20 protein-coding genes are annotated in these 23,331 nt (G+C 56.0%); 7 read left to right on the top strand and 13 right to left on the bottom strand.

What is annotated here, in order from left to right:
* Window positions 1-16 precede the first annotated feature (16 nt).
* From trpA to C8R31_RS01965, 11 genes are all read right to left on the bottom strand, one after another.
* Window positions 17-826 (bottom strand): tryptophan synthase subunit alpha, encoded by an 810-nt coding sequence (gene trpA, locus C8R31_RS02015; RefSeq protein WP_107692392.1) that lies wholly within the window; start codon window positions 824-826, stop codon window positions 17-19.
* A 14-nt stretch (window positions 827-840) separates the two neighbouring features.
* The gene (gene trpB, locus C8R31_RS02010; protein ID WP_107692391.1) at window positions 841-2,037 is read right to left on the bottom strand and encodes a tryptophan synthase subunit beta; all 1,197 of its coding nucleotides are present in this window, start codon (window positions 2,035-2,037) and stop codon (window positions 841-843) included.
* Window positions 2,024-2,650, bottom strand: coding sequence for a phosphoribosylanthranilate isomerase (locus C8R31_RS02005; protein ID WP_258192530.1), 627 nt, complete (start codon window positions 2,648-2,650; stop codon window positions 2,024-2,026). The genes trpB and C8R31_RS02005 overlap by 14 nt, the downstream gene beginning before the upstream one ends.
* A 139-nt stretch (window positions 2,651-2,789) precedes the next feature.
* Window positions 2,790-3,602 (bottom strand): tRNA pseudouridine(38-40) synthase TruA, encoded by an 813-nt coding sequence (truA, locus tag C8R31_RS02000; protein WP_107692389.1) that lies wholly within the window; start codon window positions 3,600-3,602, stop codon window positions 2,790-2,792.
* Window positions 3,603-3,674: 72 nt separating this feature from the next.
* Window positions 3,675-5,453, bottom strand: a complete 1,779-nt coding sequence (locus C8R31_RS01995) for a FimV/HubP family polar landmark protein (protein ID WP_181320345.1) — start codon at window positions 5,451-5,453, stop codon at window positions 3,675-3,677.
* A gap of 183 nt (window positions 5,454-5,636) precedes the next feature.
* Window positions 5,637-6,749, bottom strand: coding sequence for an aspartate-semialdehyde dehydrogenase (gene asd / locus C8R31_RS01990; protein WP_107692387.1), 1,113 nt, complete (start codon window positions 6,747-6,749; stop codon window positions 5,637-5,639).
* A 64-nt stretch (window positions 6,750-6,813) separates the two neighbouring features.
* The gene (leuB, locus tag C8R31_RS01985; protein WP_107692796.1) at window positions 6,814-7,875 is read right to left on the bottom strand and encodes a 3-isopropylmalate dehydrogenase; all 1,062 of its coding nucleotides are present in this window, start codon (window positions 7,873-7,875) and stop codon (window positions 6,814-6,816) included.
* Window positions 7,876-7,906: 31 nt separating this feature from the next.
* A complete protein-coding gene (gene leuD / locus C8R31_RS01980; RefSeq protein ID WP_107692386.1) occupies window positions 7,907-8,545 on the bottom strand; it encodes a 3-isopropylmalate dehydratase small subunit in 639 nt (212 codons plus the stop codon).
* Between the two features lie 19 nt (window positions 8,546-8,564).
* On the bottom strand, window positions 8,565-8,690 hold the full coding sequence (locus C8R31_RS01975; RefSeq protein WP_107692385.1) for an entericidin A/B family lipoprotein: 126 nt from the start codon (window positions 8,688-8,690) through the stop codon (window positions 8,565-8,567).
* Between the two features lie 55 nt (window positions 8,691-8,745).
* A complete protein-coding gene (gene leuC, locus C8R31_RS01970; RefSeq protein WP_107692384.1) occupies window positions 8,746-10,155 on the bottom strand; it encodes a 3-isopropylmalate dehydratase large subunit in 1,410 nt (469 codons plus the stop codon).
* A gap of 115 nt (window positions 10,156-10,270) precedes the next feature.
* A complete protein-coding gene (locus C8R31_RS01965) occupies window positions 10,271-11,428 on the bottom strand; it encodes an MFS transporter (RefSeq protein ID WP_107692383.1) in 1,158 nt (385 codons plus the stop codon).
* A gap of 183 nt (window positions 11,429-11,611) precedes the next feature.
* Here C8R31_RS01965 and C8R31_RS01960 point away from each other — a divergent pair, with 183 nt between their 5' ends.
* On the top strand, window positions 11,612-13,942 hold the full coding sequence (locus tag C8R31_RS01960; protein ID WP_107692795.1) for a helicase C-terminal domain-containing protein: 2,331 nt from the start codon (window positions 11,612-11,614) through the stop codon (window positions 13,940-13,942).
* A 64-nt stretch (window positions 13,943-14,006) separates the two neighbouring features.
* Here C8R31_RS01960 and C8R31_RS01955 read toward each other — a convergent pair whose 3' ends face one another.
* Window positions 14,007-14,546: a PRC-barrel domain-containing protein gene (locus tag C8R31_RS01955; protein ID WP_107692382.1), complete on the bottom strand. Its 540-nt coding sequence runs from the start codon at window positions 14,544-14,546 to the stop codon at window positions 14,007-14,009.
* Window positions 14,547-15,012: 466 nt separating this feature from the next.
* On the opposite strand from C8R31_RS01955, the gene egtB reads away from it, so the two are divergent.
* The 4 genes from egtB (at window position 15,013) to mnmC (ending at window position 20,247) form a co-directional block, all read left to right on the top strand.
* Window positions 15,013-16,422 carry an ergothioneine biosynthesis protein EgtB gene (gene egtB / locus C8R31_RS01950; RefSeq protein WP_107692381.1) on the top strand — a complete coding sequence of 470 codons (1,410 nt, stop codon included), beginning with the start codon at window positions 15,013-15,015 and terminating at the stop codon, window positions 16,420-16,422.
* Window positions 16,419-17,387, top strand: coding sequence for an L-histidine N(alpha)-methyltransferase (egtD, locus tag C8R31_RS01945; protein WP_107692380.1), 969 nt, complete (start codon window positions 16,419-16,421; stop codon window positions 17,385-17,387). The genes egtB and egtD overlap by 4 nt, the downstream gene beginning before the upstream one ends.
* A gap of 197 nt (window positions 17,388-17,584) precedes the next feature.
* Window positions 17,585-18,334, top strand: a complete 750-nt coding sequence (locus tag C8R31_RS01940) for a TerC family protein (RefSeq protein WP_107692379.1) — start codon at window positions 17,585-17,587, stop codon at window positions 18,332-18,334.
* A gap of 77 nt (window positions 18,335-18,411) precedes the next feature.
* The gene (gene mnmC / locus C8R31_RS01935; RefSeq protein WP_107692378.1) at window positions 18,412-20,247 is read left to right on the top strand and encodes a bifunctional tRNA (5-methylaminomethyl-2-thiouridine)(34)-methyltransferase MnmD/FAD-dependent 5-carboxymethylaminomethyl-2-thiouridine(34) oxidoreductase MnmC; all 1,836 of its coding nucleotides are present in this window, start codon (window positions 18,412-18,414) and stop codon (window positions 20,245-20,247) included.
* 137 nt (window positions 20,248-20,384) lie between these two features.
* Here the strand turns inward: mnmC and C8R31_RS15765 are convergent, their stop codons facing one another.
* A complete protein-coding gene (locus C8R31_RS15765; protein WP_146164526.1) occupies window positions 20,385-20,597 on the bottom strand; it encodes a hypothetical protein in 213 nt (70 codons plus the stop codon).
* On the opposite strand from C8R31_RS15765, the gene C8R31_RS01930 reads away from it, so the two are divergent.
* Entirely contained in the window at window positions 20,596-22,080 is a 1,485-nt protein-coding gene (locus C8R31_RS01930) for a hypothetical protein (protein WP_146164525.1), read from the top strand. The genes C8R31_RS15765 and C8R31_RS01930 overlap by 2 nt on opposite strands.
* A gap of 90 nt (window positions 22,081-22,170) precedes the next feature.
* Window positions 22,171-22,830, top strand: a complete 660-nt coding sequence (locus C8R31_RS01925) for a hypothetical protein (RefSeq protein ID WP_146164524.1) — start codon at window positions 22,171-22,173, stop codon at window positions 22,828-22,830.
* The last annotated feature ends 501 nt before the right edge of the window (window positions 22,831-23,331 follow it).

Raw genomic sequence — 23,331 nt, 5'->3', positions numbered from 1 at the left:
ATGCAGGCTATCGCTGTCATATGGGTCTGGCTTCGTCTATGGCGCTGCGCAGGGATTTGACCAACGCATGCACGTTGGCTAAAACTTCTGCGCGGGACGAGTTTTCTATTTCCTCGATGATCCGGCTGCCAACCACGACTGCGTCGGCAAGCTTTGCCACCGCTTTGGCGGTCGTGCTATCGCGGATGCCAAAACCGACACCGATAGGAATGGAGATGGATGAACGCAACTGCGCCAATTTATTGGCGACATCGCTGAGGTCAAGGTTAGAGGCGCCGGTAACGCCTTTTAGCGAAACATAATAAACATATCCTTGCGCCATCTTTGCCATCTCTTCGATGCGCGCCTGCGGCGTGGTGGGAGAAAGCAGGAAGATAGCGTCAATTTGCTGGTGCCGGAGAAATTCGACCCACTCCGCAGACTCTTCAGGCGGGTAATCCACCGTCAACACCCCGTCTACACCACACTCCTTCGCGCTTGCGGCAAATGGCTCGTAGCCCATCGCTTCTATCGGGTTGGCATAACCCATCAGTACGACCGGCGTGGTAGCGTCGCTTCGCCTGAATTCCTTCACCATCGCCAGCACGTCCCTCAACCCGATGTGGTGCTTTAAAGCCCTCTCCGACGACCGCTGTATCGTGGGACCATCCGCCATCGGGTCGGAAAACGGAACCCCCAGCTCGATAATATCCGCACCCGCCTTTACCAGTTCGTGCATTAACGGCACCATCAGTCCTGGTTCCGGATCACCTGCAGTGATAAACGGGATCAATGCCTTTCTATGTTGCTGACGAAGCTCGTCAAATACGGTAGCGATACGAGACATAAAGGGGAAGTCGGTTATAAAGCAATATCGGATGCCTGCGCCACGGTGCCCATGTCCTTGTCCCCTCGTCCGGACAGATTCACCAGCAGCAGCTTATCCTTGGCAAGTTGTGGCGCAAGCTGGGCAGCATAGGCGAGCGCATGGCTGGATTCCAGCGCGGGTATGATACCCTCGTAATGACACAGTGCATGAAACGCCTCAAGCGCCTGGTCATCGGTGATACCAACATACTCAGCGCGATTGCTGTCCTTGAGCCATGCGTGCTCGGGGCCTACACCGGGGTAGTCCAGACCGGCAGAAATGGAGTGAGTCTCAATAATCTGCCCATTCTCGTCCTGGATCAGATAGGTGCGGTTACCGTGTAACACGCCGGGCCTGCCCGTGGTAAGGGTAGCAGCGTGCTCGCCGGTCTCGATCCCCCTCCCCGCCGCTTCGACGCCGATCATGCGGACATCACTCTCGAGGTAGGGATAAAACAGCCCAATAGCATTCGATCCGCCGCCTACGCAGGCAATTAACGCATCCGGCTGGCAACCATATTCTTCCTGCATCTGCCCGATGGCTTCTCGTCCGATAATCGCCTGAAAATCCCGCACCATCATCGGATAGGGATGCGGTCCGGCCACTGTGCCGATGATATAAAACGTATCCTCGACATTGGTTACCCAGTCGCGCATGGCCTCGTTGAGCGCATCCTTCAACGTCCTTGAACCTGATTCGACCGGTATAACCGTGGCACCCAGAAGCTTCATCCGGTAAACATTGGCAGCCTGACGTTCCACATCCACCGAACCCATGTAAACAATGCATTCCATCCCATAGCGGGCGGCAACCGTAGCGCTGGCGACGCCGTGCTGGCCCGCGCCGGTCTCCGCAATTACCCGTGACTTGCCCATCCGTCTGGCCAGAAGCGCCTGTCCGATCGCATTGTTGATTTTGTGAGCACCAGTATGATTCAAGTCTTCACGCTTCAGCAGAATTTGCGCCCCGCCCAGATGAGCCGACCATCTTTTTGCGTGATAGATGGGACTGGGCCGGCCCACGTAATGCTTCAATTCGTAAGCAAACTCCGCCTGGAAGCTGGCGTCATTGCGAAAATGCTCATACTGAACGCGTAACTCATCCAGGGCCGCAATCAACGTTTCCGCTACAAATACGCCCCCGTAGGGACCAAAGTGCCCATATTTATCGGGAAAATCATAAACGTTCACTGGTTCGAACTCCTCGCATGAGAGCAGCAATTTTTCCCGCGTCTTTAATACCCTTGGCGGCTTCCACACCGCTGGATACATCTACAGCCCATGGCTGGGCACGCCGGATCGCTTCAGCAACGTTGCCGGGGTGCAGTCCGCCAGACAGAATCACCGGTAGCGGTAACGTCCGGGGAATCAGATCCCAATCAAACGCGCGCCCTGTTCCGCCGGGCTCGCCTTCAATATAAGTATCCAGCAACAGCCCGCTTGCCCCCTTATAAAGGGATGCGTATTGTAGCAAATCTAGCCCCTCCCTGACGCGCACGGCCTTTATATAAGGCAGGGAAAATTGCCGGCAAAATTCCTGTGACTCATCACCGTGGAATTGCAGTAAATCGAGGCCAGCCAAAGAGGAAGTTTCCTCTACCCACTCCGGATCCGGATCAACATAGACGCCGACCTTGGTGAGAAACGGCGGTAGAGCGTCAATAATATCCCGCGCATTCTCCGCGGTTAGGTAGCGCGCGCTGTGCCGCCAGAAAACAAACCCGACGGCGTCGGCTCCCAGATGGGCTGCGTCCAAGGCATCCTCAACCCGAGTGATGCCGCAAATTTTTACCCGCACAGGCATGGTAACAGTCGCTGGTTTTCTCTCGGTTCCATCTATTCCATCCTTCACGCTACACCTCGACCCGGGCCCGGTCTCTGCTTGATATCTCTTCTTCGTGTCTCTGCTAAATCCACCGGCAAATTTCCCGTGCAGGTCCCATTCACAGGCCGGTCCGTACGCGGCAGTACGGCAACACGGCGGCAAGCGATGGATTAACATGGTCCGGCAGTTTCCATTTGGCATCGTAGCTGATTCCTGCCAAGTATAACCCGGCCGCAGGAAATGTCGGCGCGGCGGCGGCGCGATCGCGCCCCTCAAGCAGCGCCTTGATCCATTCCGGGGGATATTTTCCCTTGCCCACATAGACTAGGCAGCCGACAATATTCCTCACCATATGATGTAAAAAAGCGTTGGCGCGGATTTCATAGATGATGATGTCGCCATGCCGCTGGATGTCCAGTTTCGTCAGGTTGCGGACGGGGGATAAGGCCTGGCATTCGGCGGCACGGAATGCGCTGAAGTCATGCTCGCCCACCAGCATTTGCGCCGCCGACCGCATGGATTCGAGATCCAGCGATTCGTGAAACCAGCCGATATTGCCGTGACCGAGCCCCGGTCGGACAGGGTGATTCAGTAATATGTACAGATAGCAGCGTTCAATGGCGCAATAGCGTGCGTGGAACTCGTCAGAAACTTGCGACGCCCATAAAATGGCAATGCCGTCAGGCAACAGCGCGTTGACACCCCGAACCCAGGCACTTGTGGGCCGCTGTGCCTGCGTATCAAAATGCAGTACCTGGCACAAGGCGTGAACTCCGGCATCGGTACGTCCTGCCGCAATAACGCGAACATTGTCAGCCGCAATTGTCGATAATGCCGCTTCCACGGCATCCTGCACCGTATCCCCTGATGGCTGGCTTTGCCAACCATGGAAACCGCAGCCATCGTACTCCAGCACCAATGCGATTCTCACAGCATCGGGGCCCTCACGTTGTGATCCCCAAGCAAGAATAACGAAATAATGATTTGCAACTTGAAGCCCGTTCTAAAGGTTCGCTAATATACGTCTCGCGCTTTCCCGCTGCGCTGAATCGCCATCACGAATCACCTCCCGCAGAACTTGCAGCGCCGCATCCTTATCACCCATTTCCTGATAGGCCCTGGCCAGATCAAGCTGAGAGAGTATTTCGCGCCAGCGCATCCCCCTTTCAAGCAAGGGGCCTCTAGCAACGTCAGTGGAGCGGCGGTCCTTGTTTAAATCAATTCCAGCCAGGCGACGTTCCATCAGCGAACCGGGTCCGGATGGCGGCGGCGCATCCCCGGATGGACCGTAAAACGGCGAGCGTATCTTCATCCCCGGGCTTTGCTGATGTTCTGTCGCTTTTGCCGCAGCGTTCCGGGAAATCCGGGGGATCGGTTCAGCTTGCGCGTCAGGGGTCTCCTGATACATTTGGGTCTCGACTGCCGCGCCCATCGCTTCCACGGGTAAAGCAGCGTCCGTTTGGGGGTTGATGATGACAGGTAAAGCGCCACCGCCGGCTGGAGAATCGGGCGCCGGTGCAACGACGTTCTCACCGGCATGAGCGCCGGCCTCCCTCGGCCTGCGCGCAATGGAGACGCCGACGATTCCGGTAAACAGAAGCACGAGCGCCCCGCCAAGAAATTCAAGGTTCATCGTCAACTGATCAACGACTGAACGTTTGCCCTGGGTATGGACCAAGGAACCCGCTTCAGGATCTGACGCTCCTGCGGATAGCAGCGGGACTTTTATCGGTCTGGCGACCGACACCGGTTCGTCTGCTGCCTCATAAACCGACGTAGCTTCTACCGTATGAATTGTGTCGGTTTGTATCGGGGCAGATGGGGCAGATTGTGCAGATTGAGGTACTGGCAGAGCAACGCTCTCGTCGGCTTGCCGAAGCGACCCCTTTCTGGCGGTAGCATCCTCTTCAATCGCATGAAGGTTTGCTTGCGCACTTTCATCTCTTCCGTTCACCCGAATACTTCCGCTGACGTCCACTTCCAGGTCTTCGCTGCCGGTGTGCTGCGATTCCATGCCTTCTGAGAGCTTCCGGAGTACTCGCGGCCCCTCCTTCTCTCTACTTGAAACAGGATCTGCCGTCTGCGCAGACTCGATCTTTCCCGTCACAGTCTGTTTTAATGCTTCCTCGTCCGTATCCGCTTTCGCGACGGAAAATCGAAACCTTTCCCAGGTACCCATGCCATCGGCATTTCGGGAAGGCAATTCAGCCTCGGCGGAAACAGACGGAGAGGTTTCAACTAACTGCTTAGAGTGGGTAAGCGCGTAACCCGCGGGCGGAGCGAGAACAACAGTGTATTCACGAACCACGCGTCCCGACGGCCAATTCAACTCGACCAGCAGGTTAAGCAACGGTTCAGCGAGAGGTTGCGAAGAAGCGATCCTGACGTAGGGCTGCCCGTCGGAACGGGTTTCGATACTGGCTTGAAACATCGCAAGCAGAGGCAAATACTCGACGTTTGCCTGACGAAAAAATTGCTGGGACGGCAGGCTCGCCGTTAGCACGCGTCGTTCCTCATTCCTGACAGCGACCAGTTCGATTTCCGCCTGGAACGGCTGTCCTATTGCCGAAGTCTGGGTAAGCCTTCCCAATCCTGCTGCCGGCGCCGCGCCGGAGGCCATGAGGGCTATCAAAAGCACCGAGACCGTTACAACCCTCTGAACAAACTCTCCATGCAGGGCGTTGCCGGAAAAATCAGCATGCTCTTGCGGCGCAGGCCGCGCCCTGCCAGTCGCGGCATACCCATCAAGCAACAACGCTGCCCTCTTATCCGCGGGGCTCATATGCAGAAGTTCCGCAATCGGCATGTACACGCAGGTACGCCCTGGAAACAATTAGTGATGTCACCGAGGAATGACAAAGGGAATGAAACCGGGGAATAACATTGCTGTAACAAGACAAGCCGCGTGGGGAGCTCGTCTTCATTATATGTTCCTGCGAAGGTAACGTTTATCCTACCCCGATTCTCAGGCTTGCACCAGCAGTCTCAGCATTCTGCGCAACGGCTCTGCCGCCCCCCATAGCAACTGGTCTCCCACAGTGAATGCAGAAAGATATTCGCCGCCCATCGCAAGCTTGCGCAATCGCCCCACGGGGATGGTCAACGATCCGGTAACCGCAGCCGGAGTGAGCTCCTTCAATGTGCTCTCGCGCTCATTGGGAACGACTTTCACCCAACTGTTGGAGGCGGAGAGGATATCCTCGATTTCGTCCAACGGGACATCCTTCTTCAACTTGATCGTCAACGCCTGACTGTGGCAGCGCATCGCCCCCACGCGAACACAGATTCCATCGACCGGAACCAAATGATCGGACCGACCCAGGATTTTGTTCGTCTCCGACTGGCCTTTCCATTCTTCCCGCGTCTGCCCATTGCCCAGATCCCTGTCTATCCACGGGATGAGGCTGCCGGCCAGCGGCACACCAAAATTCTCGGTCGGAAAACTGATATCGCGCAGCGTTCCCGCAACCTCTCGGTCGATATCGAGAATGCCCACAGCCGGATCATCCAGCATATTTTTGGCCACCCGGTGCGCTTCGCCCATCTGCAGCAGCAACTCCCGCATGTTCTGCGCCCCGGCGCCAGAGGCTGCCTGATAAGTCATGGCGCTCATCCATTCCACCATATCTTCTTCGAACAATCCCCCGACAGCCATCAGCATGAGGCTCACGGTACAATTGCCGCCGATATAGTTTTTTACGTTATCGTGCAGGGCCTGCTCGATAACGGGTAAATTGACCGGGTCGAGTATAATGACCGCGTCCTGACCCATGCGCAATGTCGAGGCGGCGTCAATCCAATAACCGTTCCAACCGGCCTGGCGCAATTTGGGAAACACCTCGCTGGTATAGTCGCCTCCCTGGCAGGAAACAAGGATGTCCATGGCCTTGAGCTCGTCTATATCGTGGGCATCCTTGAGCGGTGGCGTATCCTGACCGATGTCCGGACCTTTGCCACCCTTCTGCGAGGTCGTAAAGAAGGTCGGCGCCACCAGCGCGAAGTCGTTTTCTTCCCGCATCCGCTGCATCAGCACTGAACCCACCATGCCGCGCCAGCCAATAAACCCAACTTGTCTCATCGTTTGTCCTGTTCGTCCTCAATCCAGTCCCGGAAAGGGGTCCGAATCTTTTGTACCCTGCCATCTATAAATTTGCGAGAACTGCGTCGCCCATTGCCGTGGTGCCAATTCTTTTCATTCCGGGCTCATCAATGTCGGCAGTACGATAACCTTGCGCCAGCACAGCTTTTACCGCATCTTCTACACGGCTGGCCGCGACATCCTGATCGAATGTATACCGCAGCATCATCGCCACCGATAATATTGTCGCCAGTGGATTTGCGACGTCTTTTCCCGCGATGTCCGGCGCCGACCCGTGAATCGGCTCATAAAGGCCCTTGCTCTTTTCATCCAGCGATGCCGAGGGCAGCATACCGATCGAGCCGGTCAACATGGACGCCTCATCCGATAAAATGTCCCCGAACATGTTGCCTGTGACCATTACATCGAATTGCCTGGGGTTGCGCACCAGCTGCATTGCGGCATTATCCACCAGCATGTGCGAGAGTTCCACATCCGGATATTCCTGCGCCGTCTCACTCACGACGTCGCGCCACAGCTGCGTGCATTCCAGCACGTTCATCTTGTCCACTGAGCAAAGCTTGCGGTTACGCTTACGCGCGGCCTGGAACGCTACCCGGGCAATTCTGCGTATTTCCGCTTCGCTGTAGATCATCGTATTGTATCCAACGCGCTGGCCCTCACGCCGCTCGATACCGCGGGGTTCGCCAAAGTAAATGTCGCCAACCAGTTCGCGTACGATCAGAATGTCCAGACCGGCCACCACTTCAGGCTTCAGGGTGGATGCGTTGGCAAGCTCCGGATACAGTAGCGCAGGGCGCAGATTGGCAAAAAGGTTGAGCGCCTTGCGTATGCCAAGCAGCCCTCGTTCAGGCCTGAGATGCCGCGGCAGCGCATCGTATTGCGGACCCCCGACCGCGCCTAGAATCACCGCATCAGCTTCGGCAACAAGCTTGCGTGTCGCCTCAGGAAACGGTTCCCCCGCGCTATCCACCCCGCAACCGCCGAGTAACCCGGGCTCCAGCTCAAACTTTAACCCGTCACTCGTTAACGCTTCCAGGACTCTTACAGCTTGAGCGACGATCTCCGGCCCTATCCCATCGCCGGACAGGATCGCAATCTTCATAAAAACCTTTTCGATCGGGTGAACTGTCGCGTCATGCAAACAACCATGGTTGCGCCGCGCGATGCCTGTCCTCAAACGCCTTGATCCTGTCCGCGTGCTGCAATGTCAGGCCGATCTCATCCAGCCCGTTCAACAGACACTGCTTGCGGAATGGATCGATATCGAAAAAGAATGAATCTCCGCTTGGCGTAACGACCGACTGATCCTCAAGAGTAACAGCAAGCTGATAGCGTTCGGTTTCAGCCACTTCACGGAAGAGCTGGTCCACCTTGGCGACATCGAGCACGATAGGCAGCAGACCAATCTTGAAACAGTTGTTGAAAAATATATCGGCGAAGCTGGGGGCGATGATTACCTCGAAGCCATAATCCTCGAGTGCCCAAGGCGCATGTTCCCGGCTGGAACCACAACCGAAATTGGCGCGTGCAAGCAATATCTGCGCGCCTCGGTAGCGAGGCAGATTCAGTACGAAATCGGGGTTGGGCTTGCGCTGGCTTGAGTCCATACCCGGCTCGCCGTGGTCCAGATACCGCCACTCGTCGAACAGATTCTGCCCGAAACCAGACCGCTTGATCGATTTCAGAAACTGCTTCGGAATGATGGCGTCGGTATCGACATTGGCGCGATCGAGCGGCGCCACCAAACCGTCACAGAAAGTAAATTTTTTCACTAGCTACTTTAATCTAGACCTATTTCGCCTGATTCTCCAACGCCCTGCCACCGCTCTGAACATCTTTACCCATACCTGCGAAGGTGTTACATCCGGACAAACCAATAACAGCGAGCAAGGCAACCATTAACGGCAGCATTTTCATCACGACCCCCTTTTTTGTAATAAATAAACGGAACCATCGGTGTTACGCGCTAATATTAATATATTTTCCGCACATCCACAAAATGTCCCGCTACTGCCGCGGCTGCGGCCATCGCCGGACTAACCAGATGGGTACGCCCACCTGGACCCTGCCTCCCTTCGAAATTACGGTTGGATGTGGAGGCACAGCGCTCCCCAGCCTCAAGCCGGTCATCATTCATCGCGAGACACATCGAGCAGCCGGGTTCGCGCCATTCGAAGCCAGCATCCCGAAATATCTTGTCCAGCCCCTCCTGCTCAGCTTGTCTCTTGACCAGGCCGGAACCAGGCACAACCATCGCGAGCGTGACATTCGGGGCAATGTGTCTTCCTTTCACTACTTTCGCCGCAGCACGCAAATCCTCTATGCGCGCATTTGTGCACGAACCGATGAATATTTTATCGGGGCGGATTTCGCTGATCGGCATATTGGGTGCAAGACCCATATACTTAAGAGCACGTTCCATGTCGTGGCGCTTTACAATATCCGCGACCTGCGCGGGGTCCGGGACCTTCCCGTCGATCGTTGTCACCATCTCAGGCGAGGTCCCCCAGGTCACCTGGGGTTTGATCTCTGCCGCATCGAGCGTCACCACCTTATCGAAACGTGCGCCTTCATCGCTTTTCAGCGTCCGCCAATATGCGACTGCTCTTTCCCATAAATCACCCCTTGGCGCGAAAGGACGCCCTCGAAGATATTCAATCGTGGTATCGTCCACCGCTATCATGCCGGCGCGCGCGCCCGCCTCAATGGCCATATTGCACAAAGTCATGCGGCCTTCCATGGAAAGCGCCCGTATGGCGCTGCCCGCGAATTCGATGGCATAACCCGTACCGCCGGCCGTGCCGATTTCGCCGATGATCGCGAGCGCGATATCCTTCGCCGTAATCCCATGACCGAGTTCGCCATCAACCACCACTTGCATGGCTTTGGCTTTTTTTATCAACAGACACTGCGACGCAAGCACATGCTCCACTTCGGAGGTGCCGATGCCGAATGCGAGAGAGGCAAATGCGCCATGGGTGCTGGTATGCGAGTCTCCGCAAACCACCGTCATGCCGGGCAGTGTAGCGCCCTGCTCCGGGCCGATCACGTGAACAATGCCCTGACGCAGATCATTCATCCTGAACTCGGTGATGCCCAGTTCGTCACAGTTCTGATCGAGCGTCTCCACCTGAAGACGTGATACCGGATCGCTGATTCCCTGCCTGCGCCCGGTAGTGGGCACGTTGTGGTCCGCGACAGCAAGAATGGAATCCCGTCGCCAAGGCCTGCGGCCGGCAAGCTTCAGGCCTTCAAACGCCTGCGGGCTCGTGACCTCATGCACCAGATGCCGGTCAATATACAGCAGCGTCATGCCATCCGGCTGCCCGGATTCTTCATGTACCACGTGGCTGCGCCAGAGTTTGTCGTATAACGTTTGCATCTCGAATTCGAATGTAATAGAAGGATTATTCTACATAGACCGAAATTATCCCATAACGCGACCTTAACAGACAGTGCAGACAGTGATAGCACGCTGCAGGTTTCTTCCGTGCATGTTATATAGTCCTGTATTTTCGGCCGACGTTCATTTTCCATACCACCAATACCAACCCAAGCAGCACCGCAATCGAACTCACGGTGAACGTCAGGCCCGGCCCCAGCCACTCCCAGGCATAACCGCTGAATATTCCCCCTAGCGTTCCTCCCAGCCCGAATGTCAGACTGGTGTAAAGCGCCTGCCCCTTTGCCTGATGCCGTCCCTGGAAGAACTGGTGCACCACCATCATCGCGGTGGCATGGTGGGCGCCGTACGTCGCGGCATGCAATACTTGCGCCAACAAGATCACGCCCGGCCAGTCAACTCCCCAGCCTATCATCAAAAACCGGGCAATGGCGCAACTGAAACTGAAAGCCATGATCTGTTTGAGGTTGAAGCGATGCATCAGCTGCGGCATCAGGAAAAATATCCCGATTTCGCAAATCACGCCAACGGCCCATAGCCAGCCCACGGTGCTCTTGCTGTAACCGTGCTCCACAAGGTAAATTGAATAAAAAGTGTAATACGGGCCATGGGCAAGCGCCATCAACATGCAAGCCGCGAAAAAGGCAATCACTTCCGGCCGACCTAATATCTGCCGTACCGAGACTCCGTCCGCCGGGTGAACCATTACTTCCGCTTCAGGTATCTGTCGCGAGAAAATAACGATACCCAGCTTGAATCCAAGCACTGCCCACAGTAGGGAAGTGATATTCGATGCATCCAGCAGATAACCGGTTCCGGTCACGGCGAAAATAAACCCCACCGAACCCCAGACTCGAATACGTCCATATCTCGCCGTGCTTTCGCCAAGATACGAAAGCGTAGTGGCCTCGATCAAAGGCAGCGACGCGCTCCAGAAAAAGCTCATCAACGCCATGATCGCGAACATCCACGCGAACGACTCGCCAAAAAATACTCCGCAGTAGCTAATCAAACCCATGAGTGCAGCCGCCTGCACAATCAGCACCCGCCTGCCGGTATGATCGGCAAGCCAGCCCCATGCAGCGGGGGCGAATATACGCGTGACGTGTAGCAGCGACATGAGCATGCCAATTTGAAAGGCGCCGAATGCGAGGGATTTGAGATAGAGGCTCCAATAAGGCGCGAACGCCCCGATGAAGGCGAAATGGAAGAAATAAAAACCCGAAAGGCGCCAGTAAGGAAGGGGATGCATGGATTGGATTTCTCAGCTGGCCGCAAAGCAAAAACCGATGCGTGCGCGAGTGAAGCTCGGTAATATTTGGAAGGATATTCTCATGTTGGGACAAAATCAGCAGTGAATTTGCAAGCCTCGGCAGAGGTAACGCACGTGCGGCCAGCCACAGAAATTGACACTCCGATTGAACCAAACCCACCGATGAAATATACGGTGTCGGTACGCGCGTTGTGTGAGTTCACCGCCAAACAGGGCAGTCTTGATCTGCGTTTTACCCCGGCGCCTTCGGCGGAAGAGGGCATGCTCGGGCACAGGGTCGTACAAGCGCGCCGCCCCTCACCATATCAGGCCGAAGTCAATCTCAGCGGCGAGTATAAGCACCTGCTCGTACGCGGCCGCGCGGATGGTTTTGACCCGGCCCGGAATCAGATCGAGGAAATCAAAACGTTTCGGGGCGAGCTGGGCATGATGCCTGATAATCATCGCCGGCTCCACTGGGCACAGCTCAGAATCTACGGTTGGCTGCTGTGCCGTAAGCTGGGTCTGGCGCGAGTTTGCCTTGCACTGGTGTACTTCGATATCGTCAGCAAGAAAGAAGTCGTGTTGAGCGAGACCCAGGAGGCCAGCGCGCTCAAGGAATACTTCGATACTCAGTGCGAGTACTTTCTGAACTGGGCTGAACAGGAACTGCTTCACCGCACTCTCCGCGACGCGGCATTGATCCGTCTGAGCTTCCCCCACGGCTCATTTCGCCAAGGGCAACGGCAATTGGCTGAGGCCGTATACAAAGCGGCCAAGCACGGCCACTGCCTGATCGCACAAGCGCCAACCGGGATAGGCAAGACAATCGGCACTCTGTTTCCATTTCTTAAAGCCTGGCCCGGACAGGCACTGGACAAGATTTTCTTCCTCACCGCCAAAACCTCCGGGCGCAAACTTGCGCTGGATGCCCTCATGCTGATCAAGCGTACCCAACCGGAGTTGCCCCTGCGCGTAATCGAACTGGTCGCACGTGAAAAAGCTTGCGAGCATCCGGACAAGGCATGTCATGGCGCTTCCTGCCCGCTTGCAAACGGCTTTTACGATCGCCTGCCGCAGGCGCGCAACGCCGCGCTTGAACTCGCCGTGGCGAACGTGCTGGACAAGGACGCGCTGCGCGCGGTCGCCCGTGAGCATCATGTTTGTCCGTACTATCTCAGCCAGGATCTGATTCAGTGGAGCGACGTGGCAATCGGCGACTACAACCACTATTTCGATCTCGGTGCCATCCTGCACGGATTGACCGTCGCCAACCAGTGGGCTATTGGTGTCCTCGTGGACGAGGCGCATAACCTGATCGGCCGGGCACGCTCGATGTATACGGCGGAACTTGCCCAAACGCGTTTTCAAGCTGCCAGGCGGTCGGCGCCGGCACAACTTATAAAAGTGCTTGACCGGCTCAATCGCTGCTGGAATGTGATCTGCAAAGATCAGGTTGAAGATTATGCGGTTCGCAACGCGGTACCGGAAAAATTCCTGGTGGCGTTGCAGCAAGCCGTCACCGCAATTACCGATTATTCAGCCGAAAATCCGGAAAGCATCAACGGAGAATTGCAACGCTTCTACTTCGATTCCCTGCATTTCACGCGGATGAGCGAACTATTCGATGAGCATTCATTGTTTGACGTAACGCTCGATATGAAAGATGAAAGTACAGACCCCGTAAAAAACGGAACCTTACGCAATCACACAGCGGTGCTCTGCCTCAGAAACGTCATACCCGCGCCTTTGATAGCGCACCGCTTCGGTGCGGCAAAGTCAGTCGTGCTGTTTTCGGCTACGCTGAGTCCGCGGCGCTTTTATAGCGATATGCTGGGACTGCCGGAAAATACCGGATGGATCGATGTGCCCTCGCCCTTCAAGCCCGAACAATTGCTGGTCCAGGTCGTCAGCAATATTTCGACCCTGTATCGGCATCGCGAGGCATCCATTTCTCCTATTGTTGATCTCATATCCCGGCAATACTTGCAGAGACCGGGAAATTATCTCGCGTTCTTCAGCAGTTTTGAATATGTGCGACGCGTAACGCTTCAGTTCAGATCGAGTCAACCCGACATTCCAATCTGGGTGCAGACCCATGGAATGAACGAGATTGAGCAGCACGAGTTTCTTGCGCGCTTCACTGCAACCAGCCAGGGAATAGGGTTTGCGGTACTCGGAGGGTCGTTCGCTGAAGGTATCGATCTTCCTGGCAAACGCCTGAACGGCGCGTTTATTGCGACACTCGGGCTGCCGCAGGTCAACGAGGTGAATGAACAAGTAAAGCTTCGCATGGATAGCATGTTCAACGCCGGCTACGACTACACGTACTTCTTTCCAGGCATACGGAAAGTTGTGCAAGCCGCTGGCCGCGTCATTCGCACTCCATTGGACGAAGGGGTCATCTATCTCATTGATGACCGGTTTGCGCAACCTCGCGTTCGCCGCCTGTTACCGGACTGGTGGAAGATCCAACGGTTTCCATATCCTGAAAAGCAAAAGAGGCAAGATTAACTTGCCTCTTTTGCGTCAATGACTCTATCTAAGGTCATGACATACCGGGCTGATTGGCCCCGTCTTATTTATGGACGTAATCGCCACCGGTTTCGTCTTTCACGTAGTCGGTTCCCGATGGGGCCTCGGGTATGATTCGGTCCTCCTTCTTCCCCGACGAGGTGTAATCCTTAGACGACGTGGTGTCCATATAGGACTTGGTCCCATAGTAGGAGTTGATGGTGTTCTGCCAGGTGGGATCGGCCATATCGGGCCAGTTGTCCTTGTCGAACCCTGGCGCGGACTCAAGGCGTTCCTTATCCACGTTCAGTATAAAGCGCTTGTTTTCCGTGTCCAGCTTCAGCGCTTTCCACGGCACAGCGAAAAGTTTTTCGCCAATACCCAGCAATCCGCCGAAGGACAACACCGCGTAAGCGACGGTCCCAGTGTTCATGTCAATCATGATCTCCTTGATATCGCCCAGATCTTCGCTCTTGTGATTGTACACGTCCTCGCCAATGAGCGTGTCGGCACCCATTAGGCGAGGCCCCGGCCCCTGCTTGTCATAGCTTTTGTACGTTGTGCCCTTATACATGCCGTAGGTATCGCGATCTTCATAGCTCATGGTTGTCTCCTTTGAAGGTTATGAGTTGAGTTCGATCTTTCATTTCGACTTTCTGCGAAGGACCTTCTTGCGTTGGTCCTCAGCCCCTTCGATCCACTTTGCAGCGCATCGGATGGGTACATGATGCGGAAATTGCTGATGAGGGTCCGTGCGCTAACATACAAAGCCCGCATGTTCGCCGCTTTGATCAAATGTTCCCCGAGATCTCACGTCGCAACCAGATGCTTTTCTCTCATGTTCAGGCTATGTTTGGCCTAATGTCTGACAGCGCACAGATTTGATGCGGCAGGTCGCCCAAAATCTCCGCCGTGGAACGAAAGAAGCCAGAAAGAAGCCAAAGACGCTAACGCTATGCTGCGAGATGCTGGGTTCGAGAAAGGTTAGCTGCCGGGACGTTAAATCTTCCCATCGCCCCCATCACTCCATCATGTATCACCCTGAATAACGAACTCCGGAAGAACAAACGATGCCCATATCCACGTCACCTACGCGATGGCAGAAAGGCGCCCCTATTGGCTCCGTGGTGGAGCCGGGAAGCGGCAAGATCGCCCCACTCACCCGATCGCCGCGGCACGGCACGCATTCCCTATCCCCTGCATGGCTTGAGCAATATCAACAGGTACGGAATCAAACGACCCAACTCGTCGCCGGGCTCACGCCGGAGGATCAGATGGTTCAATCCATGCCTGATGCGAGCCCGTCAAAATGGCATCTTGCCCACACCACATGGTTTTTCGAAACCTTTGTTCTGGCGCCGCACTTAACCAGATACATTTCGTACGATGAGCGCTTTCACTTTCTGTTCAATTCGTACTACAAGCGTCTGGGGCACCATCCCGATCGGGCCACCCGGGGAACGTTCTCCCGTCCCACGCTTGACGAGGTTCAGGCCTATCGTGCCTATGTGGATGACAACATTCGGGCGTTGCTCGGTCGCGATGCTTCCCCTGAAGTCCATCGATTGCTCGAACTGGGGTTGAACCACGAGCAACAGCATCAGGAACTCATCGTCACCGATATCAAGCACGCCTTTTGGCTCAACCCTTTACGCCCCAGCTATCAGCCGGCCAAAACTGAAGTCGAAGGCACTACCGAACCGCCTGAGGCCGAGCCGCTGACCCGGTCATGGTGTTGCTTCGACGGGGGTATCCATCATATTGGCCATGATGACCCCGGTTTCGCCTTCGATAATGAATTGCCTCGGCATGCCGTCTTTATTGAGCCTTTTTGTATCGCCTCCCGTCTGGTGACTAATCGCGAATATCTGGCCTTCATCTCAGACGGCGGATATCACCGCCCCGAACTATGGCTATCCGATGCGTGGGATCACGTCTGCCGCAACGGTTGGACAGCGCCGCTGTACTGGGAACAGGCAGGAAATGAATGGACGCAATTTACGTGCGGTGGAATGGTGCCGCTGAATCCAGCTGAACCGGTGTGCCACATCAGTTTCTATGAAGCGGATGCATTTGCCCGATGGGCGGGGAAGCGACTGCCAACAGAGTTTGAATGGGAAATCGCCGCGGGGTCACTCAAGAATACCAAAGCAGCGGGCGCAAACCTGCTCGAGGGCAGGAAGTACCATCCCCGTCCCGCCGTTCAGGCGAACCCCCCACAGACAGGCATGGACCAGGTCTTCGGCGACACGTGGGAATGGACCTCCAGCCCATATACCGCTTATCCAGGCTACCGCCCGCCCGCCGGCGCGGAAGGCGAATACAACGGCAAATTCATGTGCAACCAAATGGTATTACGTGGCGGCTCCTGTGCCACGCCTCGATCGCATATCCGCAAGTCCTACCGTAATTTCTTCCCGCCGCAGACGCGTTGGCAATTCTCTGGCATACGGTTGGCTCACGATTGCGCCCGCTCATGATCCCGCGCCAGCAGCTTAGTCCAGTCTCACCCTCGCTGCCAGCGATAGCGGCGGACGTAATGGAGGGCCTGTTCCGGACGCCAAAAAGCCTGCCGCCGAAACTCCTGTATGACGACAAAGGCTCGGCCTTGTTCGAGCAGATCACCTGTTTGCCGGAGTATTACCCGACCCGAACGGAAGCCGCCATATTTAGGACTCACGCTGACGAAATATGCTCTCGGCTTGGCCGGAACGTTTCTGTTGCCGAATTGGGGGCGGGGACAGCGACCAAGACCCGCATTTTGTTGCGCTCACTGCTGCAGCGGCAGTTTAAAGTCAATTACTTTCCGCTCGATGTATCGGCGGCCGCGCTACAGATTGCGAAGCACGAAGTGGAAAGCGAATTGGAATCGGTACGGGTCCATCCCCATGTCGGGGATTTCGAAGACCTGACCTTTCTTAAGCGTCAAGCTCCGCCGCGGCTGGTTTTGTATATCGGGTCGAGTATCGGCAACCTGGAAAGGAATCAGGCAATATCGCTGTTGCGAAACATCGCCGCCCATTTATCCAAAGGGGATCAACTCCTCCTTGGGACAGATCTGGTAAAAGATAGCGAGATTCTGCACGCAGCTTATAACGACAGCGCTGGCGTAACCGCTTCGTTCAACAAAAACCTTCTCGTCCGGATTAATCGCGAACTTGGCGGTCACTTCGAACCGGACACTTTCTCGCACGTGTCGTTTTGGAACCAGGCGGCATCGCGCATGGAATTGCATCTGGAAAGCGCCATTCCCCAATCCGTCAGGATAGACGCCCTTGACCTGAGATTGCGCTTTGGTCAAGGTGAGCGCATCCATACCGAGAACAGCTACAAATACACCCTTGAATGTCTGGAAAGCCTGCTAAACAACGGCGGATTCGAAGTGGAACATACCTGGACAGATCCACTGTCGTGGTTCGCTGTCACCCTGGCCGTGATAACATAAAAAACTGGCGCCGTCGGTCGTAAAACCGCTATCAGCGGTAAAATAGCCGCACCGGGCTTCGCTTACTCGGCTCATTCGTTCTCTTCATACCTTTGTCATAGAACGCCCACATGGGCGACGCATGCAAACGGTAGCGAAATCGAATTCCGTAAAAACCGCGTGCCAGACAAAATTCACGTTAAGACTAGGGGAAGCTGATGTTTGAATGGGTGGCGAGCCCGGAAGCATGGGTAGCGTTAGTGACGCTGACCGCGCTGGAAATCGTGTTGGGCATCGACAATATTATTTTCATATCGATCCTGGTAGGACGTCTCCCGGAGTCTCAGCGTAATTTCGCAAGAAGGATGGGCCTTGGCCTCGCCATGCTCACGCGCCTCGGGCTGTTGTTCTCCATTTCATGGGTCATGGGCTTGACCAAACCCTGGTTTGAACTGTTCAGCATGTCAATTTCGGGGCGCGATCTGGTTTTGATCGGTGGCGGATTATTTCTTTTATTCAAGGCAACTCATGAAATTCATAACAGTCTGGAGGGCGCGGAGGGCAACAATAAACAGATTATCGTGACGGGCCTGGGATCGGTGTTGATCCAGATTGCCATTCTGGATATTGTGTTTTCGCTGGATTCGGTTATTACGGCGGTCGGACTGGTTGAGCATGTCGCCTTGATGGCGATCGCTATTATCCTGGCGGTGCTGGTGATGCTGTTCGCGGCCAAGCCAATAGGGGATTTTGTGGAGAAACATCCCACAATTAAAATCCTGGCGCTTTCGTTCCTGATACTGGTAGGGGTAACACTCATCGTCGAGGGTTTCGACGTACATGTACCGAAGGGCTATATCTATTTCGCGATGGCATTTTCGGTCGCCGTGGAATTCATCAATCTTCGCATGCGCAAGAAAATCGCGGAGCCAGTTAAATTGCACACACCGTTAAGCAAGGTTGAGTGACAGGACGAATCACGCTCCTGTTGCAAGCCTGTTCGGCTGGCTGGTTGCTAGTCTCAAGCGAGCAATGAAGACGCGCCATGCTTGATTGGCAGGACGGACAACCTTTTTCCAACCGCTTCGGCGATGTTTATTTCTCCCGCGAGTCCGGGCTGGCCGAAAAACAGCATGTTTTTCTCCAGGGCAACGACCTTGCGGAGCGTTTTGCTTCATTGCTGCCGGGTGACAGTCTGGTCGTGGGGGAAACCGGCTTCGGTACTGGCTTGGCCTTTTTATGCGCGTTGCAGTTGTTCAACGAGACGGCGCCGCCTGAAGCCCACCTGGATTTCTTCAGTATCGAGAAATTTCCGCTGGATGACCAGGAATTGGCCGAGGCGCTCGCGCTGTGGCCGGGGTTGCGCAACTACACGGACGAACTCAGCACGCGCTGGAAGCGCCGCGTCCCGGGGTGGAATCGCTGGAGCTTTGCGAACCACCGGGCGCATCTCACCCTCGTCATTGCCGACGTAGCAGTAGCCCTGGCTGAAATCCGCCCCGATATCGACGCATGGTTTCTGGACGGCTTCTCACCCCGACGTAATCCCGAAATGTGGACCCAACAGGTGTTCACGGGCATCGCGCAAGCGTCGCGTCCGGGGGCCACCTTCGCCACCTATACTTGTGCCGGCGGGGTAAGGCGAGGTTTGGAACAAGCCGGATTTCAGGTAATCAAATCCACCGGCTTTGGGTACAAACGGCAGATGTTGCAAGGTCGTCTTCCCGGTTTTGCGCCTGCGCGTTGCGTTCCTCGAACAGCCGTTGTCATCGGCGGCGGCGTGGCCGGTTGTGCCACCGCCTCAGCATTGGCCGCTCGCGGGGTCGCGGTTACGCTCGTTGAGCGCGCACACGGCCTGGCCGCCGGCGCTTCGGGGAATCCACGAGGCATACTGCACACTCGCTTGAGCGCCGGCATGAATCCGCTGCATCGCTTCGTGCTGGCGTGCTATGGGCATGTTCTCGCCCTGCTCGACGAGAAGTTACCGGCTGATGGGGCGGTTCGCTCGGAATGCGGCGAACTGCAACTGGCGTTTTCCGCGAACGAAGCAAAACGGATCGACAAACTGGCGGCGCTCAATTGGCCTAAGCATGTGCTACGACCAGTGGACGCAAGCGAAGCATCACGGTTGGCTGGCATCGAGCTGCCCAATGGCGGGCTATGGTTCCCCGCAGGAGGTTGGGTAGTGCCGCTGGAGATGTGCATGGCGCTCACGAAAAGCGCCGCCATCGTGCCACGCACGGGCTGCCGGGTAGACTCGTTAACCCCTGTAGATGACGGATGGCGCGTGGAAGGACAAGACCAGCACAACCAGGTGTGGGTTTGTCAGGCCGAGGTAGCAGTAATTTGCACCGGCCCCAACGCAACATTGCTGCAACCCTCGACTAACCTGCCCCTCACCGCGGTGCGGGGACAGATCACCATGGCGCCTTCCACGAGCATGAGCGAAAATCTCAAGGCGATCGTATGCGCCAGCGGCTATCTGGCCCCTTCCATCGGAGGATTCCACTTGATCGGAGCAACGCATCGCTTCAATGATGAAGAAACCGACGTGCGTATCGCCGAACACGTTGAGAACTTAGCCAGATTGGCGGAAATCTCGTCGGAGCTGGGCAAGGCAGCTGATATCGTTTCGTTGAACCCTGGTCAGCTAAAGGGCCGCGCCTCGATAAGAGCTTCAGTTCCCGGGGCGATGCCGCTCGTAGGTGAGCTCTTGCCCCGGCTCTATACCAGCCTGGGCCATGGCACGCGCGGCCTGATCACGGCCGGCCTTTCCGGTGAAGTGATCGCTGCGGCCGCGTGCGGACAATTGCTGCCTTTACCCCTCGGCGTGCTGGCTGCGCTTGCGCCCGCTCCAAGGGTTCACTCCCGAATAAAATGAGCTGCAGCAATAAACGACCGATACCGTGTCTGAAGTAAACTGTCGGGTCGTCCCTTGCTTCATTGCTTGCATCGCTGGCGCGGTCCCGGCCAGGCTGCCTAACACTGGAACTCTTCAGTGATCGCATTCCAGCATCACTACCGTATAATCTCCTCAAATCGAATAAATCCGTAGCGGGCGAATCCATCAGGTGCCAAGATCATTTGTTTCCCTTTGCCGGTTGGGCCGTCATACCAAGGCTGAATAGGGTCAGTTTCGCACATTTTTTGTGCCTGCTTTTTATGTGTTTCTAACCGTTTCCAGATGTAATTTGATGTACAAGCACTTGATGTGTAGGCTTTTGCGGCCATGAAAATAACTCTTGTGCCTCGGGTGGCGCCGAACGACTGCCTGCGCCTGTGGATCGGCGTTCTTTCATCGCAGATGCCCGCACTGACATGGCATCTGGACAACATACCCCTCAATTCCCCCTGCGTACAACCTCTACGTCCTCTTGCGAGCGCCATCGCCGACGAACTGCGGGATGAACGGCCGGTGGAGAATTTTACCGGCGTGTTTGAGATCAGTGGTCTGGAATCGGGACGGGTTTATAAAGTAAGCGTCACCGCAAGCACCAACGGTGTAATAACAAGCGCCGAGTTGCGCCTGAAAACATTGCCGTCCCGCATTCCAGACCTCCTGGACGGGACATTCAATGTCCTGCTGGTTTCCTGTTTTCATCATGCGGAGGACAGAGGCGGGCAGGCGGGCCTGATGGCAAGTCAACTGAACAGCGCCGCGCGACCCGATCTAACGTTGTTGCTCGGCGATCAGGTATATCTCGACCTGCCTACCCTCGCAAACTTCCCCGCCAATGCGGCCGCGCTCGCGCACAAGTTTGAGGCCGACTACCGGGCCAATTGGCAGGGGGAAGCGGGATATTCGCAACTGCTCAGGCTGGCGCCAACCATCTCGGTACCCGACGACCATGAATACTGGAACAATTTCCCTCATCCCAGCCCGTTTATCCAGAACAGCTGGACACAGTCGGGGCGGGGCAACTGGACCATCGCGGCGACTGACCTATATAAGGCATTCCAATTCGCCCACGAGCGCGACGCCTATTTTCATGGCGGACCCGCAGAGCTGGGCGATGCGTCAGTAATTGACATCGAGCCGCTGTCCTTCTTTTTGGCAGACGGAAGATCGTTGCGCGACCCCGGTCGCGCTACGGTACTGACAACGAGAGCGAGGAAACAACTCGAACACTGGGCAGCCGAGGTGATACGGAAGCGGTGCACCGCGCTGTTCATTACCGGGCAATCGCTGCTCGACTCGGCATCGAGCGAATGGAAGGGCAAGATCGCGGATTACCTGATGCCAAACTATGGCGACTTCGGTCATATTACCGCGACGTTGGGAAAACTGGCCGAAGCAGGCCTGCCGGTTATTCTCATCACAGGCGATGTGCATTGGGGGCGTGTCGCAACCATAAGAGACGCTCGTACCGGGCGCGAGTCGATATTCGAAATCATCTCCTCCCCCACCTCGCTCGCAAGCTCTGTAGGGAGAGATCAGCTGGTCGCCGTCCGGGACGCGGTTACGGGCCAAACCAGTGTCTGGCCCAGACACTCTTCCCCCGACCCCGTACCCGAGTTTCTATGGTTCGGCGGGTTCGGGGGACGGTTTAGCTGCTCACGGACCCACGAGCAGGTTGGCAACCATGTGGCGCTACTCTCGTTTGCCCGGATTGGCGCGGGCGCCCGCATGCGCGTCACCTACTACCCGCTTCACGACGACCCCTTACAATGCAAACCGCGGTCGCTCCGTGAAATGTCACTGGCCCCTGCATAAGGATCACACAATATGTATACGCTTTCTTCAAGAGCCAAATCGATCAACAAGGAATTTGCGGAGCACAGACGGGGAAAAGGGACAACAAACATGGACTGGCTGAGCTCGCACTGGCAGCCGGACAGGATGGGTATCCTGCTTTTAGGCGGGACAGATCTCATCGATTTTCGTCTGAGAATTGCCCAATCGCATCTACGCAGTGACTTGACCCCCAGCCACTGGTCACATGTGGCGTTACTGGGAGAGAGCAAAGCCGCGCACCTGGCTACCGCTCCGCTGTATGAAATCTCCCTGGCTCCTGCGTCGGGCTTCGGCTTCCCTACTGCAAGCAACGGTGTACAAACAGGCACCCTTGAGAGGTACGGCGATACGAAGCGTTTCCCCAACATTGCCATCCTTTACTTGCCGCCCTCGGTAAAACCGGCGATGCTGATGAATGCGGTCGAGCGGTTCCAGCAGCAGCGGATCGTGATCGATGCAGTGCAGCTACTATTGGCATGGTTGGGATATGTGTGGGGCGCGGGCCGGTCGGGGAATCCTCTACTGGACGGGCTGGGGATGCCGTCCGCGGCGATGCTGGAGACCGTGGCGGGCGCCGCGGGATTCGACCTAACCCCGGGCCTGGAAAGCCGCGCCAGCTGCCCGGAAGCGATCTGGCAGGCGGCGCGCTGGTGGCATGAATACCATGAGGAAAACAAGGAAGGTTCCATTACTGGCGCTTTTTATACAGCACACCGCTTACCCACGTGATAACAATAAAAAAGCACTCGCCGCATGCAGAACTCATCTTCTGCTGGACCATACAGAGCTCCCTCGCTATTGCCCAACGCGAGGATGCTTACTAAATGGGAATGCAAGAGTTAAAATACGCCCGGTCGTTTTTGGCGGCGGCGTTTGGATAGCGGCGCACCCGATGGCTTGGCCTTCCAGAGCCCGACCCGAAGAGTCTGTCCGGTCGCCCTCTTCCACCTTCCGGGCGCGGTTGTACTTTGGTCCAATGGGCAAAGTCCTCGGAACGCGTAATATGGAATCGTAGACAGGCGCCACCGAGCAAAAAAGAGCACTCGGATATTTTGCAAAATTGCGGGCACAACGTACGAAGGGGCGCAAGCGTTTCAAGCAGGCGGAGGGGCGTCGAGGCGGGCGGGATGCCAAGCAGAACATCTGTTCCATCTGTTTTTATCTGTACAAATGATAAGCCCCTACAGGCGAACGTTCGATTGACGGATTCATATCTGGTAGGAAAACAAA

Source organism: Nitrosospira sp. Nsp2, from assembly GCF_003050965.1.
Lineage (GTDB): Bacteria > Pseudomonadota > Gammaproteobacteria > Burkholderiales > Nitrosomonadaceae > Nitrosospira.
The sequence above is the reverse complement of the archived record's forward strand: the minus strand, read 5'-3'. Positions and strand labels throughout refer to the sequence as shown.

Excerpts from the sequence above, each read along its gene's own strand:
- trpA (WP_107692392.1), bottom strand. The coding sequence starts at position 826 with ATGTCTCGTATCGCTACCGTATTTGACGAGCTTCGTCAGCAACATAGA.
- C8R31_RS02005 (WP_258192530.1), bottom strand. The coding sequence starts at position 2,650 with ATGCCTGTGCGGGTAAAAATTTGCGGCATCACTCGGGTTGAGGATGCC.
- C8R31_RS01995 (WP_181320345.1), bottom strand. The coding sequence starts at position 5,453 with ATGAGCCCCGCGGATAAGAGGGCAGCGTTGTTGCTTGATGGGTATGCC.
- asd (WP_107692387.1), bottom strand. The coding sequence starts at position 6,749 with ATGAGACAAGTTGGGTTTATTGGCTGGCGCGGCATGGTGGGTTCAGTG.
- leuB (WP_107692796.1), bottom strand. The coding sequence starts at position 7,875 with ATGAAGATTGCGATCCTGTCCGGCGATGGGATAGGGCCGGAGATCGTC.
- C8R31_RS01975 (WP_107692385.1), bottom strand. The coding sequence starts at position 8,690 with ATGAAAATGCTGCCGTTAATGGTTGCCTTGCTCGCTGTTATTGGTTTG.
- leuC (WP_107692384.1), bottom strand. The coding sequence starts at position 10,155 with ATGCAAACGTTATACGACAAACTCTGGCGCAGCCACGTGGTACATGAA.
- C8R31_RS01965 (WP_107692383.1), bottom strand. The coding sequence starts at position 11,428 with ATGCATCCCCTTCCTTACTGGCGCCTTTCGGGTTTTTATTTCTTCCAT.
- C8R31_RS01960 (WP_107692795.1), top strand. The coding sequence starts at position 11,612 with ATGAAATATACGGTGTCGGTACGCGCGTTGTGTGAGTTCACCGCCAAA.
- C8R31_RS01955 (WP_107692382.1), bottom strand. The coding sequence starts at position 14,546 with ATGAGCTATGAAGATCGCGATACCTACGGCATGTATAAGGGCACAACG.
- egtB (WP_107692381.1), top strand. The coding sequence starts at position 15,013 with ATGCCCATATCCACGTCACCTACGCGATGGCAGAAAGGCGCCCCTATT.
- egtD (WP_107692380.1), top strand. The coding sequence starts at position 16,419 with ATGATCCCGCGCCAGCAGCTTAGTCCAGTCTCACCCTCGCTGCCAGCG.
- C8R31_RS01940 (WP_107692379.1), top strand. The coding sequence starts at position 17,585 with ATGTTTGAATGGGTGGCGAGCCCGGAAGCATGGGTAGCGTTAGTGACG.
- mnmC (WP_107692378.1), top strand. The coding sequence starts at position 18,412 with ATGCTTGATTGGCAGGACGGACAACCTTTTTCCAACCGCTTCGGCGAT.
- C8R31_RS01930 (WP_146164525.1), top strand. The coding sequence starts at position 20,596 with ATGAAAATAACTCTTGTGCCTCGGGTGGCGCCGAACGACTGCCTGCGC.
- C8R31_RS15765 (WP_146164526.1), bottom strand. The coding sequence starts at position 20,597 with ATGGCCGCAAAAGCCTACACATCAAGTGCTTGTACATCAAATTACATC.
- C8R31_RS01925 (WP_146164524.1), top strand. The coding sequence starts at position 22,171 with ATGGACTGGCTGAGCTCGCACTGGCAGCCGGACAGGATGGGTATCCTG.